The organism is Methylocaldum sp. (assembly GCF_039794385.1).
GTDB lineage: Bacteria > Pseudomonadota > Gammaproteobacteria > Methylococcales > Methylococcaceae > Methylocaldum.
Genome location: NZ_JBDIVO010000086.1, coordinates 1 through 14925, shown reverse-complemented (window position 1 = coordinate 14925; position 14925 = coordinate 1). Strand labels below are relative to the sequence as shown.

At 56.9% G+C, this 14925-nt stretch carries 15 protein-coding genes and 3 pseudogenes; 10 read left to right on the top strand and 8 right to left on the bottom strand.

All coding sequences use genetic code 11. From position 1 onward, the window contains the following. The first annotated feature begins 122 nt into the window (after positions 1–122). From ABJK70_RS09825 to ABJK70_RS09805, 5 genes and pseudogenes are all read left to right on the top strand, one after another. Positions 123–314, top strand: a complete 192-nt coding sequence (locus tag ABJK70_RS09825) for a hypothetical protein (RefSeq protein ID WP_347257889.1) — start codon at positions 123–125, stop codon at positions 312–314. Further along, on the top strand, positions 292–1089 hold the full coding sequence (locus ABJK70_RS09820) for a hypothetical protein (RefSeq protein WP_347257888.1): 798 nt from the start codon (positions 292–294) through the stop codon (positions 1087–1089). The genes ABJK70_RS09825 and ABJK70_RS09820 overlap by 23 nt, the downstream gene beginning before the upstream one ends. Continuing rightward, positions 1067–2146 (top strand): annotated as a pseudogene (locus tag ABJK70_RS09815) (Y-family DNA polymerase); the annotation flags it as partial. The gene ABJK70_RS09820 and the pseudogene ABJK70_RS09815, both read left to right, overlap by 23 nt. A 131-nt stretch (positions 2147–2277) precedes the next feature. Continuing rightward, positions 2278–2321: pseudogene (locus ABJK70_RS09810) on the top strand (hypothetical protein); the annotation flags it as partial. Positions 2322–2353: 32 nt separating this feature from the next. Further along, positions 2354–2407: pseudogene (locus tag ABJK70_RS09805) on the top strand (hypothetical protein); the annotation flags it as partial. A gap of 45 nt (positions 2408–2452) precedes the next feature. Here ABJK70_RS09805 and ABJK70_RS09800 read toward each other — a convergent pair. Further along, positions 2453–2644, bottom strand: coding sequence for a helix-turn-helix transcriptional regulator (locus tag ABJK70_RS09800; RefSeq protein WP_240507034.1), 192 nt, complete (start codon positions 2642–2644; stop codon positions 2453–2455). Positions 2645–2912: 268 nt separating this feature from the next. Here ABJK70_RS09800 and ABJK70_RS09795 point away from each other — a divergent pair, with 268 nt between their 5' ends. Then, entirely contained in the window at positions 2913–4367 is a 1455-nt protein-coding gene (locus tag ABJK70_RS09795) for a diguanylate cyclase (protein WP_347257887.1), read from the top strand. Positions 4368–4469: 102 nt separating this feature from the next. On the opposite strand, the gene ABJK70_RS09790 is transcribed toward ABJK70_RS09795, so the two are convergent. The 3 genes from ABJK70_RS09790 to ABJK70_RS09780 all read right to left on the bottom strand — a co-directional run bounded on the left by ABJK70_RS09790 (position 4470) and on the right by ABJK70_RS09780 (position 8696). Continuing rightward, entirely contained in the window at positions 4470–6332 is a 1863-nt protein-coding gene (locus tag ABJK70_RS09790; RefSeq protein WP_347257886.1) for a M48 family metalloprotease, read from the bottom strand. A gap of 612 nt (positions 6333–6944) precedes the next feature. Next, entirely contained in the window at positions 6945–7472 is a 528-nt protein-coding gene (locus tag ABJK70_RS09785) for an SOS response-associated peptidase (protein WP_347257885.1), read from the bottom strand. Positions 7473–8030: 558 nt separating this feature from the next. Beyond that, complete coding sequence (locus ABJK70_RS09780; RefSeq protein WP_347257884.1) at positions 8031–8696, bottom strand: PEP-CTERM sorting domain-containing protein; 666 nt, start codon at positions 8694–8696, stop codon at positions 8031–8033. Between the two features lie 80 nt (positions 8697–8776). Here ABJK70_RS09780 and ABJK70_RS09775 point away from each other — a divergent pair, with 80 nt between their 5' ends. Further along, positions 8777–9022 carry a hypothetical protein gene (locus tag ABJK70_RS09775; RefSeq protein ID WP_139841105.1) on the top strand — a complete coding sequence of 82 codons (246 nt, stop codon included), beginning with the start codon at positions 8777–8779 and terminating at the stop codon, positions 9020–9022. Between the two features lie 39 nt (positions 9023–9061). Here ABJK70_RS09775 and ABJK70_RS09770 read toward each other — a convergent pair whose 3' ends face one another. Further along, positions 9062–9598, bottom strand: a complete 537-nt coding sequence (locus tag ABJK70_RS09770; RefSeq protein WP_086134651.1) for a DUF2199 domain-containing protein — start codon at positions 9596–9598, stop codon at positions 9062–9064. Between the two features lie 776 nt (positions 9599–10374). On the opposite strand from ABJK70_RS09770, the gene ABJK70_RS09765 reads away from it, so the two are divergent. Together ABJK70_RS09765 and ABJK70_RS09760 are read left to right on the top strand one after the other, a co-directional pair. Then, the gene (locus tag ABJK70_RS09765; RefSeq protein ID WP_086134653.1) at positions 10375–10605 is read left to right on the top strand and encodes a hypothetical protein; all 231 of its coding nucleotides are present in this window, start codon (positions 10375–10377) and stop codon (positions 10603–10605) included. Next, entirely contained in the window at positions 10602–10985 is a 384-nt protein-coding gene (locus tag ABJK70_RS09760; RefSeq protein WP_086134654.1) for a type II toxin-antitoxin system death-on-curing family toxin, read from the top strand. The genes ABJK70_RS09765 and ABJK70_RS09760 overlap by 4 nt, the downstream gene beginning before the upstream one ends. Here the strand turns inward: ABJK70_RS09760 and ABJK70_RS09755 are convergent. Next, a complete protein-coding gene (locus ABJK70_RS09755) occupies positions 10972–11214 on the bottom strand; it encodes a hypothetical protein (RefSeq protein ID WP_347257883.1) in 243 nt (80 codons plus the stop codon). The two genes, ABJK70_RS09760 and ABJK70_RS09755, sit on opposite strands and share 14 nt — an antisense overlap. Positions 11215–11774: 560 nt before the next feature. Then, entirely contained in the window at positions 11775–12005 is a 231-nt protein-coding gene (locus tag ABJK70_RS09750; protein WP_139841106.1) for a hypothetical protein, read from the bottom strand. A gap of 237 nt (positions 12006–12242) precedes the next feature. Here ABJK70_RS09750 and ABJK70_RS09745 point away from each other — a divergent pair, with 237 nt between their 5' ends. Then, on the top strand, positions 12243–12557 hold the full coding sequence (locus tag ABJK70_RS09745) for a WGR domain-containing protein (protein WP_086134656.1): 315 nt from the start codon (positions 12243–12245) through the stop codon (positions 12555–12557). A 353-nt stretch (positions 12558–12910) separates the two neighbouring features. On the opposite strand, the gene ABJK70_RS09740 is transcribed toward ABJK70_RS09745, so the two are convergent. Next, positions 12911–14925, bottom strand: a 2015-nt coding sequence (locus ABJK70_RS09740) for a hypothetical protein (protein ID WP_347257882.1), incomplete at its 5' end; no start/stop codon positions are given.

The following is a 14925-nucleotide window of genomic DNA, read 5'->3' as shown; positions in this document are numbered from 1 at the left end:
CGATTGCGACATCTGGGGTGTCGTGAAGCACGTGATCCATGCGGTTTGACTCATCTTTTGATGACGAAACGGTATACTGGGATCCTACTAATGAACCTGGTATCACCTTCTCAGGGGCACCCATGAATCGAACGATCCATCCATTACCGGCGGATTACCGGGAGCAAAAGACCCAAAAACAGCTCGACTATTTTTCAAGGGTTAAAGACGCGAGGGAGAATTTTAAGGAGGCCGCTTTCATTCCCGCGGAGTTGATTCAGAAGGCTCAAATCATCGATTGGGGATGCTGGGATGACGACTGGGCTAAGCCGTGAAGAAGTTTTAGATCTGATCGCTCAAATTGGCGATCAAGACGCTGTTTTGATCGGTGGCCAAGCCGTTGCCTTGTGGGCCCAGTTTTATCATCTCACACCGAATTTACCGGTTCTTTCCAGCGACATCGACTTTCTCGGAGACAGCGATGCGGCCGAACAGGCCAGCGAAAAGCTAATTCGCTATGCAGCCCGCCTCTATCTACCCAATCTAGATGACCCAACACCAAACAGCGGCAAAATAGCGCTCGATCTTCCAGGGCACCCCGATCCCATAGAGATTGACTATTTATATGCCATTACTGGTCTTGATTCAGATGACATTGCCCGGCGCGCGGTGACCCTCAACCTAAACCAACACCGCCTAAAGATCCTTCATCCGGTCCAATGTCTTGAGAGCAAAATTGCTAATTTGGCATTCTATCCATCGAAAAGAAATCTGGCCGGCATTGAGCAGGCGCGACTGAGTATTTTGATTGCTCGGGCCTTCCTGGCCGATCTTATTCGGCGCAATCGAATCGATGATACGTATGCTTTAGCAGAGCGAATCGGTCGTTTTTCCATTCGTGACTCGGCGCGCTTTGCCCACTATCGCTATCAGCTAGATACGCTTCAGGCAATCCCTATTGAAGACTATCCAGACAATCCATTCAAAACCATCCGTTTCCCTCAGATTCAGCAAAAAGTCTCGGAAAAGCGCCAATCCTTTCAGAAACTGATGGAGAGGCGTCAGAAACTTTCGGACTCATCCCTTGATGAACCCCGGTTCCGAATCTGATTCAAATGCAAGCGGACGCCGATCTCAATCCGCCTTTGCCCTGATCGACGGCAATTCGTTTTACGTCTCCTGCGAGCGGGTGTTCAACCCGAAACTCGAAGGGCGGCCGGTAGTGGTGCTGTCCAATAATGACGGCTGTTGCGTCGCGCGTTCGGAGGAAGCAAAAGCCCTGGGCGTCCCCATGGCCGCGCCCTACTTTCAGATCCAGAAAGATTTCGAGCGCGCCGGCGGTATTGCCTACTCCTCGAATTACGGGCTCTATGCCGATCTCAGCCAGCGCATGATGAGCGTGATCGGCCAGTTTTCCGATCGGCAGGAGATTTATTCGATCGACGAGTCCTTTATCGAATGGACCGGGTTTCACCGGTTCGATCTGACGACCTTGGCGCGTGACCTTCGACAGCGGGTGAAGCGCTGGGTCGGCATTCCGGTGGGGGTCGGAATCGGCAGCACCAAGACCCTCGCCAAGGCGGCCAACCGGCTGGCCAAGAACCACCCCGACTTCAAGGCGCATGGCGTGTGCAATCTTCTGGACCTACCCGAATCGCTGCAGGACAGCTATCTCGCTCGGCTCGCGGTGGGGGATGTCTGGGGCGTCGGCGCCCGCTGGGCGCAAAAGCTTCAGAATCTCGGCATTCGGTCGGCGCGCGATCTGAAACAGGTCGATCCCGGTTGGATCCGTCAGCACTTCTCGGTAGTGCTGGAACGCACCGCACTGGAACTTCGTGGAACTCCCTGCATCGAGTTCGAAGAGGCCCCACCACCGAAGCAGCAGATCATCTCCTCACGGAGTTTCGGTCAGCCGGTCACCACCTTGGAGGAACTCACTCAAGCGGTGAGTGCGTATACCGCTCGCGCCGCCGAAAAGCTGAGAGCCCAAGCTTCTTGCACCGGCGCCCTCACGGTCTTTTTGCAGACCAACCCTTTTAACGTCAAAGAGCCGCAATACCATCCTTCGATGACCCTTCGGCTGGCCTCACCCAGTGCGGACACCCGAATCCTGATCCGGGCGGCCCTCTCGGGATTGAAGCATCTCTATAAACCGGGGTACCGCTACCAAAAAGCCGGGGTCATGCTGCTCGATTTTTCGGCGGCCACCGTAGAACAAGGCGATCTCTTTGCGATCTCTTTTCAGCGTTTTCCGATCCCACCACCAGCATCAACCCGCGAACCGACCGGGCGCAACTCATGGCCACCCTCGATCAGCTCAACCAAAAGCTGGGCCGGGGCACCCTCTGGATTGCCGCCGAAGGCGTCAAACAGAATGACGTTAAACAGAATTGGAGATGCGCCGCGGACATCTTTCGCCGGCCTACACCAGCCGTTGGGATCAGCTGCCGGTGGTAAGGGCGATCGAGTACGCTTAGTTTTTCGTCACGCACTGGTCGTCTGGTTCATCCGGAATATATTCAAAAAGATCGCCAACCGAACAGTTAAACAGTTTGCAAAGCTGTTCCATCGCGTCCAACTCGATGCGGACCGCTTTCTCCTGGTACAACAGGGTAACGGTGTTTCGATGCAGTCCGGTTGCCCGGGCTACATCGGCAATTTTCATTTTGTGCTCGCCCATAACACGGGAGAGATGGCATCGGATCATAACAAGGAGAAATCTCCGATCGAGGAAATATTTTCATTTAGAATGACAAAATGACATTGACAGTGTTATTATGATCGTCATAATGTCATCCTGCCGGGCATTTGGTTTTATAACCGGGTATTATGGCATGCCGCGAAACCGGCAGAACGATTTGCGCCTCGAACTATGACAGCGCCACCCCGCCAACGTTGCTCGACTAAACGTGTTTCGGCGGGAAAGGAACGGGATGTCCTTAACCCAAATCTTGCTTCAACCTAAAACGGCCGGACGCCCCTTGGCTTTCTTCGCATCTCTCAACCGATTCACCTGCCTTGCCCTGTTGACGTTTCAATCGATCCACGCCGCCGAACCGATCCCAGCGGAAGACAAGGTCTGGGTCATGGGCAGCGACCGCGATTATCCGCCTTACCAGTTTCTGGATGGTGCCGACCGGCCGATAGGGTTCGACGTCGATGTCGCCCGGGCCGCGGCCGAGGTGATGGGGCTCAAGATCACGATCCGCACCGATGCGTGGAAAACCTTGCGCCAGGATCTTGAAAATCAGCGCCTCGATGGGGTGGTCGGCATGTTTTATTCCGCCGATCGCACTCGCAACGTGAATTTCACCAGTCCCTATCTTCAGCTGCACCATCACCTGTTCGTTCCGCGCGGCTCTACCTTCCAGCGTCTCGAGGACCTGACTGCGGCCCGGCTGGTAGTACAAAACAGTGACCTGATGCACGATCGCTGGAGCGCCCAAGGCGCGTCCGTAACAGCCGTCCCCAGCTTAAGCGAGGCCCTCCTCGGCCTTGAGGCCGGACAGTTCGATGCGGCCTTGATTCCCTACCTGCAGGGCCTCTACTTGATCCGCCAGAACCACATCGCCAATGTCATTCCAGTCGGAGAACCGTTGTTCCCGACCCAAAAATGCATCGCGCTCGCCAAAGGCCATCCGGAACTTCTGGGCCAATTCAACGAAGGACTGACTATCATCAAGGCGAGCGGGCGCTATGACGAGATATATGATCACTGGTTCGGCATCACCGCGCCCAGCACGGCGGACGAAACGCTCAGGGTCTATCTCGCCTGGGACATAGCCTTTCTCGCCAGCGTAGCAGTGCTCGGGGTATTAGGAGTCATCCAGTTTCGACAAAGAACCCGCCGCCTGTCCCAGGAAATCGAGCACCAGCGGAAAATAGCGCTGCACGATCCGCTAACTGGGCTTGGAAATCGCTTGCTCTTACTGGAGCGTTTTGAACAGGCCCGGGCGGGCGCGCGCCGGCATCAGTACCGGATCGCGCTACTTTTGATCGATCTCGATGGGTTCAAGACGGTTAACGACCGATTGGGGCATCACGCCGGCGATCGGATCCTCTGCTCCGTAGCCCAACAGCTTCGCCAGGCCGTGCGCGACACGGACACGGTGGTCCGGAATGGTGGGGATGAGTTCATCATCCTGCTGAACGAATTGCCGGACGAACAGCCCTCCGCCGCTGTCGCGGACAAAATCCTCCGGCACCTGGATACGCTCTCTGAGCCCCTCCTGGAGGGTATTCCCTTGGGCGCGAGCATCGGCATCGCCCTTTATCCGACCCATGGCAAAGAGTTGGAGTCGTTAATCCGGAAGGCCGACCGCGCCATGTATCATTGCAAGGCCAACGGCAAGAACCGCTATGGCGTTTGTCCTAGCGAGGCCGGCTGAGTCTGGGCCACCGATCTGACGGTCGTACGTGATTCACGACGCTTCATGGCGTTCTTCCTCCCGCTCCGATATTCAACATTGGTCTGAGCCCTTGTGCCGAAATCACAGAATCCTTGCCCCGCGCATCCATCGGAACTTTCTGCGAAACCGATAATTGGCACCTTCCACGTTAATGATCAACGTCTCGCCAGGGAAAGGCACCGATTCCTGAATCTGGCGTAAAACCTCCATCGCACGCCGCTTGCTGTGCAGCTGAAAAAAACCCGTGACGCGATAACCCAACACATAGCAAGGCAGATGCGCGAGGTGCTCGACGCGCTTTCTTACAAAGTATGCCTTGCGCAACCCCGGTATGGCCATTAGGGCAGCGCGCAGTTCATCGACGACGTCCTCAGGAAGCCCATGGCGCTCGAATCGGTCGCCCAACCACACTTGGCTGCGCTCCTCAATGGCGGCCTCCAGTAGCTGCGAACGTTCGACCAGACGCTGGTGCCAGGCATGAGCCTCGTCCTTTCTACCGTTACGCCAGTGGTAGTCACGCAGCTGCTCGCAGCCGTTCACGATCATGTTCTCATCGAGACTCATAGCGTGTTCGACCAACGCACAGCCATTGGCATCATCACGACTCAGTAGGCGAACGCCCAAGCCGAAGCAGGCCAGTGCATTGTCCGGGGCGCGTTGATGCAGGGCTCGGAACTGGGCCAGGGCATCATCGACATCATCGCCGATGGTTTCGGTCAGTCTTGCGCGATCGTATGCCTCCTGCACCGTCAGTTCCGACCCGTCCTCGAGTCGTGCGTTTAATTCGGCCAGTTGCCGGCGGTCGTCCTGAACCTGCCGATAGCGCTCCTCCCAGGAAGGCAAGATGTGGTCCGTCCAACGTCGGTCAAAACTCTCGGTAATCGCTTGCAGCGCGTCGCCGAGGAGTCGGTCGGCGGCCTGGCCCACGGCCGGAAGGGCCAAGCGCGGAGGCGCGCCGATCGCCTTGAGACGATCACTCAGTGCGGGGTGGGTATCCGCCAAGTCCGTTGGCCGGGCGATCGCCTGATCCAGCCACGCTTGGACCGATACGTCGTCCAGTTCCGTGGCAACCCCCTGGCCTAGGCCGAAATAGGGTGCAAAGCCGGGTTGCGGCTGTTCGTCGGCTTGTTTATAGATCTGCGGCCAGTATCGCTCGGCCAAATAGCTGCCGACGACATTGACGCTGGTGAGGGCCGCGGCTGCCGCCTGCGGCGATGTGATCCGGGCGGACGTGGCATCGGCCTCGTATTCGTTTGCCCGGGCCATTGGGAAAGAATAGGCATTGAAGTAGGGCGCGAACCAGGTCAGAAAAGGCTTGAAGAGAAAGCTGCCCTTGCTCTCGGTAGCGTCCAGAACGGCCAGAAGGCGCCCCCAACGCACGCGCTGACGGTAGATCCAATTCGACACCCGCCCGTGCCCCTTGGCGAGATGCCCGAATTCATGCGCGAGCACGGCCTTGAACTGCTCCTCGGTCAACGTTTTCATCAGGGGCAAGCCGATGAGCAGGTAGTTTCTAGGCCAGCCAAAGATGCCCAGGCGCGGCGATTGCACCACGCCGGCGTTGAAATCATCGGTGATCAGAACATGGTGAAAGCGTGGCGCGCTCAACTGGCGGCGCAACCCATCGATCATGGCGAACAGCTCAGGTGCCTCCCTAGGCTTGATTTCGGTACCCACCGGCGGGTCAATCTTTACCCACAGCGCCTTGACGATCATCCAGAGGAAGAAGCCGACGAGGATGATCAGCTTTACGGCAAAAGCCTTGAGCACCATGATCGATGCAAGCAGCACCGCCATCAGTGCAATGATCAACAACAGCATCGCACCGACATAGGTGTTGCCAAGCATCGCCAGCAGGAACACCTTCAACCGATAGCGACCCGGCTTGCTCTGCGCTTGATGCTCGAGTCTGCCGACCAGAGCTTCGAACTGTTCGTTGGTCATCGAACCTCCTGCCTAACACGCAGGCCGCCATGAGCAAGCAGTTCTACCTCGTAGCTTGCGGCCATAGGGCGCCGGTAGTGGTCGTCCATCGCGGGTAGGATCCGAACGCCAAAGACTAGGTCGCCGAAATTCTCATCACTCGAAGGATCAATGATTGGGTCTCCAATGGCATCAACGCTCATTTCAATGCCTCTCCCGAGGGCTTAACAAGACAAGAATGATCGATCGACGGGCGATTCCGACCCGATCAGGTAATCGGAGACAAAGAATCCGTCACCCGTGAGTTACATATTGTCCATGAATGGCATGTTAATCGCTTGTAAGCCGAGGCTTATTTTGGCGTCAGCCATGGATTACAGCGTGAAAGGCAAACTCCCTTGGAAATGGTGTGATGGCCGGTATCGGCGCGATCAGCGACGAGTGAAGCCCCAACGGGGTGATGGACCCTCCTTCCCTTCCACCTATTACGGCTGAGGCTCTACGATGGAAGAACCATCGTTTTTTGGATTGTTCACCCGAAGACTGACGCGGTACAGGCGCATGGGCTCGGCCGCATAGGGCTGCAACAACGCTTGGGCGGCTTCCAGCGAGGTTTCAGGATCCAGCCACGCATCATTGCTGGACGGGGGGTAGGATCACCGGCATGCGATCGTGGATCGTCGCCATCAGGGGATTCGCTTGGGTTACGATAATGGTGCACGATTCGATGCGTTGCCCCTCGCCTTCCCAGCGGTCCCAAAGCCCTGCCAGGGCGAACGGCTCGCCGGATTGAAGCCCGACCGCATAAGGCTGTTTCCCTGTTTCCTCGGCTCGCCACTCATAAAAAAGGTCCGCAGGAATTAAAGCCCGGCGCTTTCGAAACGGCTGCCGGTAGGCCGGCTTTTCGGCCACGGTTTCCGCCCGGGCATTGATAGTGGAGTAGGTTAGCTTGGACTCTTTTGCCCAGAAGGGCAGGAGGCCCCAGGTGAGCGACACCAATTCCCGCCCGCCTTCGTCATCGAGCCGCACCGCCAGGACCGGCTGCGTCGGCGCCACGTTATACCGCGGCTGGGTGCTGAAAATCCGGATCTTCGCCTCCGAAACTTCGAACCGCCGCGCCAGGGTTTGAGGGTTGGTGTATTGGGCGAAACGACCACACATATCAACTCCACCGCCACCATGCCTTAACAGAAATTCCCGGGTAGGGTAATACGCGACATTACTATCCACAATTCCCGTGGAAAACCCTGTGGATAAGTGCGGGGATAAACCGGGCCGTCTCCCATCGTATCAGGCTTCTTGTTCAGCTGATTACGTTCTGATCAACCGTAACCCTTCGGGTCATTTTTGTACCATGTACTTGATTTTTCGAGATTCATGTATTACAGAACGATGAATCAATGACTTATTGACACGATGTCAGCCAAAGCCGACATGTCGTCACACCATCAAGACTAGGCAGTGGATAAGTGTTCGCAAGTGTTTCAAAAACGAATCATCGGCCCCATGTTTCGAAGAGATATAGCGTGCCGGAAACGGATAACCCCCCGGCAAGGGCAGCCATCGAATCCGTCCACGAGACCTCGCGTGGGCTCAGCGGACCGGGATGGCAGCTGATTAGCAATACCTCTGGCTGGCCACAGTAACAGCCATGGTGGAATACGCTGCCCGTTTGGGATCCGTTGCCGGCGGCGCCCGTCGTGCTAGCGGCCGGAACGACTACGCCGTGCGTCTCCTCCAACCAAGCAGGCCAGCGACACCGCTCACCAATAAGGCCAGGGTGGAAGGCAGAGGAACGGCTGCGACAGCGTTGATATGATAACTGTACCCTGCTCCCCAGAAGAGCCCGGCGGGCGTGAGGCCATCCAGCTGAAGGGCCTGCCCTTGAAAAATCCCCGTCAACTCACTCGGAAGGCCCGTCGAGAAGCCCGTGCAATAGGTATTGGGCGGCATAGGCCCGAAACAGGGACCAGAATTGCCGTACAAGGTGTCGCCGATGACCTGAAGAGAAAAACGGGGTAGATCGAACTCCGGCAAGCTTTCGGCGCCATAAAGCTCGGTGCTTATCAGCTGTGCCCAGAATTGTTCCGTCGTGTCTTCGAGCGTACCGCCATCCATAGAAATTTCGGACCGCCACCAATAGCGATAGAACTCAATGTCGAATCGCCCTGTCAGTGTATAGGTTTGTGGTTGCGACGGCTCATCGCTGGATGGACCGGAAACGACCAAACCGAGGGGCGGGGTATATGTGACGCTGCTGCCCGCGCCAATTACGTAAGTTTGCCTGGCCGTGATTTCCATGCCGCCATCGACCACGAAGGCGTAACTCTCGCCGGCCGCCAGTCCGACGATTCCCACCAATAGCTTTAACGCTACATTCGACATCTGATTCCTCTCTTCCATTCCTCATGACGACCCACTCAATGGGCCGGTTGTTTTCATACGCATCCGCTACGCGACGGGCTATGGGCAGCCGCATCCCGATGATGTCATCGGAGGTCACGCATCCGTCACCTTTGCGTGACATATTGTCGATGAAGCGCCTGCAAATCGCTTGTCAGCGTTGGTTTATTTTTTTGTCAGCCAAAGATTGCAATGGCGTGGGCGGCCTAGTACCGAAGAATGGAGTGGGTAATCGTTTCGTGCTTTCCATGGGCTATTCGCTGCTCGTTGATTGTGATCGTTCACGAATCATAAACAGCGCAACATAGACTGGAAAGGGCGCGTCGGGTTATCCATCGACGAAACGCCTAATGGCGCTTTTCATCCAAACCGCCTTGCACGCGGTGCATGGCCGCTTCGGCGATCGCCTGAGCCCGTTCGATCGTAATCCCCTGGTGGAAGTCGACCGACAAGGGATGGTCGGATTCCTCCGGAACGATGGACGGCCGCTGGTTGCCGGCGCGCGGGCGCGCCATCGTCTTCAACCCATAGGTGTTGGGGTAGTACGGCAAATAATTGCAAAACCAACCGAAATAGCGGTCGCCGAGGTCGGGTGCCTCATAGGTTTCTACATAGCGAGCGAAGCTCTTCTCGCTTACGGACACCCAGACGCCCCAGAGAAAAGGCTGATGGATGCCGACAATTGGAATTTCGAGGCAGACCCGAATGAAGAAATGCCGCCCGTCTTCGTCATCATACCAGCACAAATCGCTGGTCAATTCACCGGCGGCCTGGACTTCGGACGGTTGTTCAAGAAAAGGATCCGGTGCCCGAAAGGCAAAGCTCGGCGAGCCTTCATGAACTTGCCCGCAACAGGAACAGGTGAAGCTAAAAATCGAGGCCATGCAGGTTGCCGCTAGTTCGGTGAAGGCCCGTCCAGCACATCCACCGAACAAGGTTCGGTGTGGCGCTGGACCCCGCTCGGCCCACCACGCTTCGGCGAGGGGCTTAATGTACTGATCCCATTTCTCGGCCAACGCCTCGCAACGATCGAACATCCAGTTCGGATTGAAGGCCAAAGGCTTTGGTGGTGGGTTCTCCTTGACCTATGAGGCATAAAGCGATTCACAATAGGTTTTGAAGGCCGGATTCAAATCGAGGGCCCGTTGTTCTGCTTCAGGGGTCATCGTTTTTCGGGGGCTGTTTCGGTTGAATGTCGCTCATCCCAAACGGGTTGACTCATTTTAGCGTGTTTCAACGTGTGAACCGCACGAATTCAGTTGGCGAGCGTCGCCTTGCCTTTCCCAAAACCCGGTCTACACTAAAGGTGACTGCGTTGTTGTCCAACGCTGCGCTTGGCGCCTCCACTCCACGACAGCGCGGTCATACCCTGCCTTGTCCCCCGTGCGTATTCATGAATGAATCACCCGTCCATCGAGCGTCGAGCTTCGGTGTTCTTCTAAAACCGCCCGCCCATTTTCGGTGACAACGCCGGGATACTTTGCAAAGTCCTTCACCCTAGTTGGCATTGAGTCTTGCCACGGCAACCAGTTCACCCGATTGAAGACCAATCGAGAAGGTCATCCCGTTCAAGTAACAAAGGAGGCTACGGATACGCTAGAGCCTTCAATCTAGTCAGCGTATCATGATCCTTCCAGACGCATCATGACGAAAAGATTTCATGGCCGCCGCAATTCGTGAAAAATTCTCATCGCAAGCCGCCCCGGAAGTCCTGGCCGCACTGCGACGCATTGCCGAGTCCGAGGGCCGACAGTTCCAGGCCGTGCTTGATGAAGCCTTGAGGGAATACATCGAGCGCAAGGAAAAGGGACGCCCCCGCCGCCACGTATTAGATGCTTTCGCGCAAAGCCTGAGTGAGTTCGATAGCCTATATAAAGAACTTGCAAAGTGACGGAACGGGATTACCTGACCGTTGCCGATGTGCTGGCGATGCACTCGGTGTTGATGCAACGCTACGGCGGCGTGTCCGGCATCCGTGATCCTGGAGCGCTCGAAGCGGCCTTGTTTCGTCCGCAGACCGGCTACTATGCCGACATTGTCGCCGAAGCGGCCGCGCTTTTGGAAAGCCTGGCGATCAATCACCCCTTTCTTGACGGCAACAAGCGGATCGCCTTTGCCGCCACCGATGTCTTTCTTCGCATCAACGGTCATCGGATCAATGGTGCACCGATGGACCTTTATGCCGATATGATGCGGATGTTCGAAACCAGCACGTTCGATATGGCTCATCTTGAGCCATGGCTGAGGAAACGGGTTATTAGCGCCTCATAAAAATGGAATCCCGGTCCGCTTGCTCCTGGTCACCCCGGCCCTCGGCCATGAAATCCGAAGAAAACCGGGCGAACTTGGCTAACACGCGAGCGAGCGACCGACGGGCGGGCCGAATACGGATTTCATCCTCCACCCGTTCGATTTCCAGATCGATGTCCGCGCGTTCATAGGCGAGATCGCCCGGAATCCGAACGGATTTGCCGTTCTTGAAGGCTCGGGTAATGCACATGACAAACTCGGAATGTAAGGCAGGATGCTGGTCCTGCTTCGATTGAGTGGCTGTCCCAATGAGCGGGGTCGATGTCTAGCCTTATTTTCGCGGAGGTTTGCGGTGTCTAAAGTAAACCGCCCAGATCAGCACGCCGAATTCGATCATCCCGATCACCATCACCGCGGCAAACAGCCAGTCCCACCAGGCCATGAATGCTCCTTATTCATGTTTTTCCTTTTGAATTGAGGTTGGGCACTGACCATGCCGGCCTCTAAGTGGTGGGCATAAAAAGCCCCGAATGGATCGGGGCGATTCGTCCGTGTAGTGGTTGGCGAGGCCATTTTGGCAAAGCCATACTTGGTGGCGAATCAGTATCCGCACTTATTGCGGGTTGTCATCGACTGAACCCGATGGGATGACCAAACACCGGTTAGCGATCAACCCACTGTGGAACGATCGGTTACCTTCCCCTAAAGTCAAGCGCGGGTGGAACGGAAAGTTGCATTTGAGGGGCGATGCGCCCCGATCGTACCCGGCACTATCGCACCTGACGTGCGCCACTCGGGAGTCCATTCGATTCACAGCGGCAGCGCCGCTCTAGCCGGATTATCGATGCCCGTCGCATTAACGACCGTAGGCCACTTAGCCGAGGTCCCATGGAGCACCGTGCTTCGTACGTCATCGGGCACCAGGATGAACGTCACGAACAGACAGATAGCCAGCCAAGTCGTGGCGGACACCGCCAACCCCATCAGCAGGAATTTGGGAAAGCTATCCGCGGGCGGCAGCGGCTCGAAGATTGTCATCAAATTAACTCTCCGTGTTGACGATAGACGGATCAAAGGCCAAGCGGCTTAAACCCTTGGCGCCTCGTCATGACGCTACCGTGTTCGGCCTACAAAAGCTGTGATGTATTACCACCGCGGCAGAGGGAGGCCACTTCATCCCGAAATCATCCCAAGGTGGAACGGAGGGTTGCATTTTCCGCTTAACGCGTGCGGCTACGGCCCCGTATACTGCGGAGCCTTGGTTAAGAAAGCGATGCCATGATCACCTTTTCCATTTGGCTGGAAGCCAGCGATCCGGTCAGGAATATCCGACGCGCGTATCAGTTGGCGGTTGGACAGGATCTCTTCGGCACGTGGATGGTCGAGACGACCTACGGGCGGGTGGGCACCAAGGGTCGCACCCAAGTCGTGATGGTCCAGGATGAAGCGGAAGCCTGCCGGGTGGTCGAGCGTTGCCTCAAGCGCCGGGCGAGCGCCCCGAAACGGATTGGGGTGCCCTATGTGGTGAAAGGCGTCACAGGCGCTTTAAGCGCGGATTGGCGACAAATCTGGCCAGAGTGCCTGGCTCACTAGCATCAGGGCCGGGACCGCCGGCTGGATGTTTATCTCGTGGCCCTCACCTATGTCGAACGGATATCATCTCGGATCACAGCTTGTTCCATCCGGGTAAGCAGGAGCCCATATGCGGTCGGCCGGGAAAAGTGGACGCTAAAGATTAAGCCGGGCGCCGCTTCTTGTGGGACCGTTGGGAGTAAGCTCAGGCGGTAAAGCGGCCAACAGTCGGGTCATAGTACCGGGCCCGGCACTATGAGCCGAGGCCGTCCACGTGGTAGTAGCTCGCCGTGGCGCTCGGGCTGCCGACGAGGCGGATTCGCTGTGACACAGGATTAAAGCAACACTCCGGGTTAACCCACGCCAGCCTGTCCCTATTGTGGCTGTGATTCCAGCATTCTGACCTTGTTGGCAGCCGGCTGATACCCGTGGCTTGCGGATTTCCGATACCACGCCAATGCTGTTTTGCGATCAACCGGAACTCCCAACCCGAGTTCGTGAATGTGCCCAAGACTATATTCGGCAGCGACCTCGTTTTGTTCCGCTGCTTTTCGAAACCAGGCGATGGCTTTCGTTTGATCGCGTTCGAGGCCCAAGCCGTTGGCATACATGACGGCAAGGTAGTTTTGCGCATGGGCATGGTTCTTCTCTGCTGCGCGTCGTATCCACTTGGCGGCCTCCTGGTATTTCGCGGCCTCCTGCTTTCCTTCCTCGAAGAAGATCAGCCCCATCCCGAAATCGCCATCCGCCTGACCGCTTTCGGATAATTTGTGGAACCACTTTGTCGCTTCGGCCGTGTTTTTGGCGACCCCGCCAGTCCCGTAGAGATAGGTATTTCCCATCTCCCTTTGCGCCGCCGGAAACCCTTGTTCCGCAGCCTTTCTTAACCAAACAAACCCCTCCTGAGGATTTTGGATCATGCCTTTCCCGTTAAACAACAGAATCGATAACCGGTATTGGCTTTGGGCATGCCCAAGTTCAGCCGCTTCCCGATAATAGCGGGCGGCTTGACCCAAATCCTGTCTGACCCCTAAACCGATTTCGTTCATTCCGCCCAATTCCAACAGCGCCTCGGGAAATTTCAGATCGGCCGCTTTCTGAAACCATTTAACAGCGTCCGGCAAACTCTTGGAGATGCCTGCCGCACCCTCGCGGTAAATCATGGCGATGACATGGTAGGCTTTCGGGTAGCCTTGATCGGCCGCCCGACGCAATAAGCCCATGGCTTGTTGCGCTGCGGTGGCGTTCGCCCGCCCCCCTTGGAACATTCCTAAAGCCAGCATGACCTGCGCATCGGCGTAACCTTGATCGGCCGCCTTGCGAAACCATTTCATCGCCTCGGGGGAGCTCTGCCGTACGCCCATGCCGCTAGCGTAAAAATTTCCCATATTCGTTTCCGCCGGAGCAAACCCTTGATTGGCGGATTTTTGGGTCCATTCAACGGCCAAGGCGATATCCTGCTTGACGCCTTCCCCCTTCAAATACGCGTGGCCAAGATTCAACTGTCCTTCCCTGTCCCCCTTTTCCGCCGACCGCCGATACCAGCGCACCGCCTCGACGAAATCCGGGGGCACCCCTTCGCCCTTCTTGTACATCACCCCCAGATTATTCATGGCCGTCGTATGCCCCTGCTCGGCGGCCTTGCGATAAAGGCGGAGCGCTTGGGCGTAATCCTGAGGCAGTCCGGTCCCGGAATGGAACATCGAACCGACCTCCGCCGTGACGTCCGGATTGCCGGCGTCGCCGGCATCCAATAGCCATCGCTTGGCCTCGTCGACATTCTTCGGGACGTCAGTGCCTTGTGCCAGCAAGAGACCTAAGCGCACCTTGGCCTCAAGCTGTCCTCCTTCCGCCAACTCACGCCAGAGGCGCAAGGCTTCATTCGGGTCTTTCGCCACACCGTCGCCGCGAAGGTAGGCTGTCGCCAAGTCAAACTGGGCCACCTGATGCCCTTGGGCCGCGGCTTTGTCCAGCCAGGTCTTCATCTTTCCTAAGTCCTTAGGGACCCCCTTGCCTTCGCGGTAGAGTACGGCGAGTTGGAACTGGGCCCTTGGATCACCGCCGTTCGCGATGGGTTCCAACACCGACGCCGCTTTTCGGTACCACTCCTCAGCCAAGCGCTCGTTGCGCGTCACCGAAACGCCGGACTCATAGAGTGAGCCCAACAAGACTTGAGCGTAGGCATGACCTTGACGCGCGGCCTGTTCGCACCAGTGCAGCCCTTGTTGAGGATTGCGCTCCACCCCGAAGCCTTGCAGATCGGCCAGCGCCATGCGGTACTGCGCATCGGGCACGCCGTTTTCGGCCGCCTTGAGCAGCCACCGCACTGCTTTCTTCTGTTCGCCTTTCGCATCCAAAACCAAAGCCAACCAATACTGGCCGAACGGGT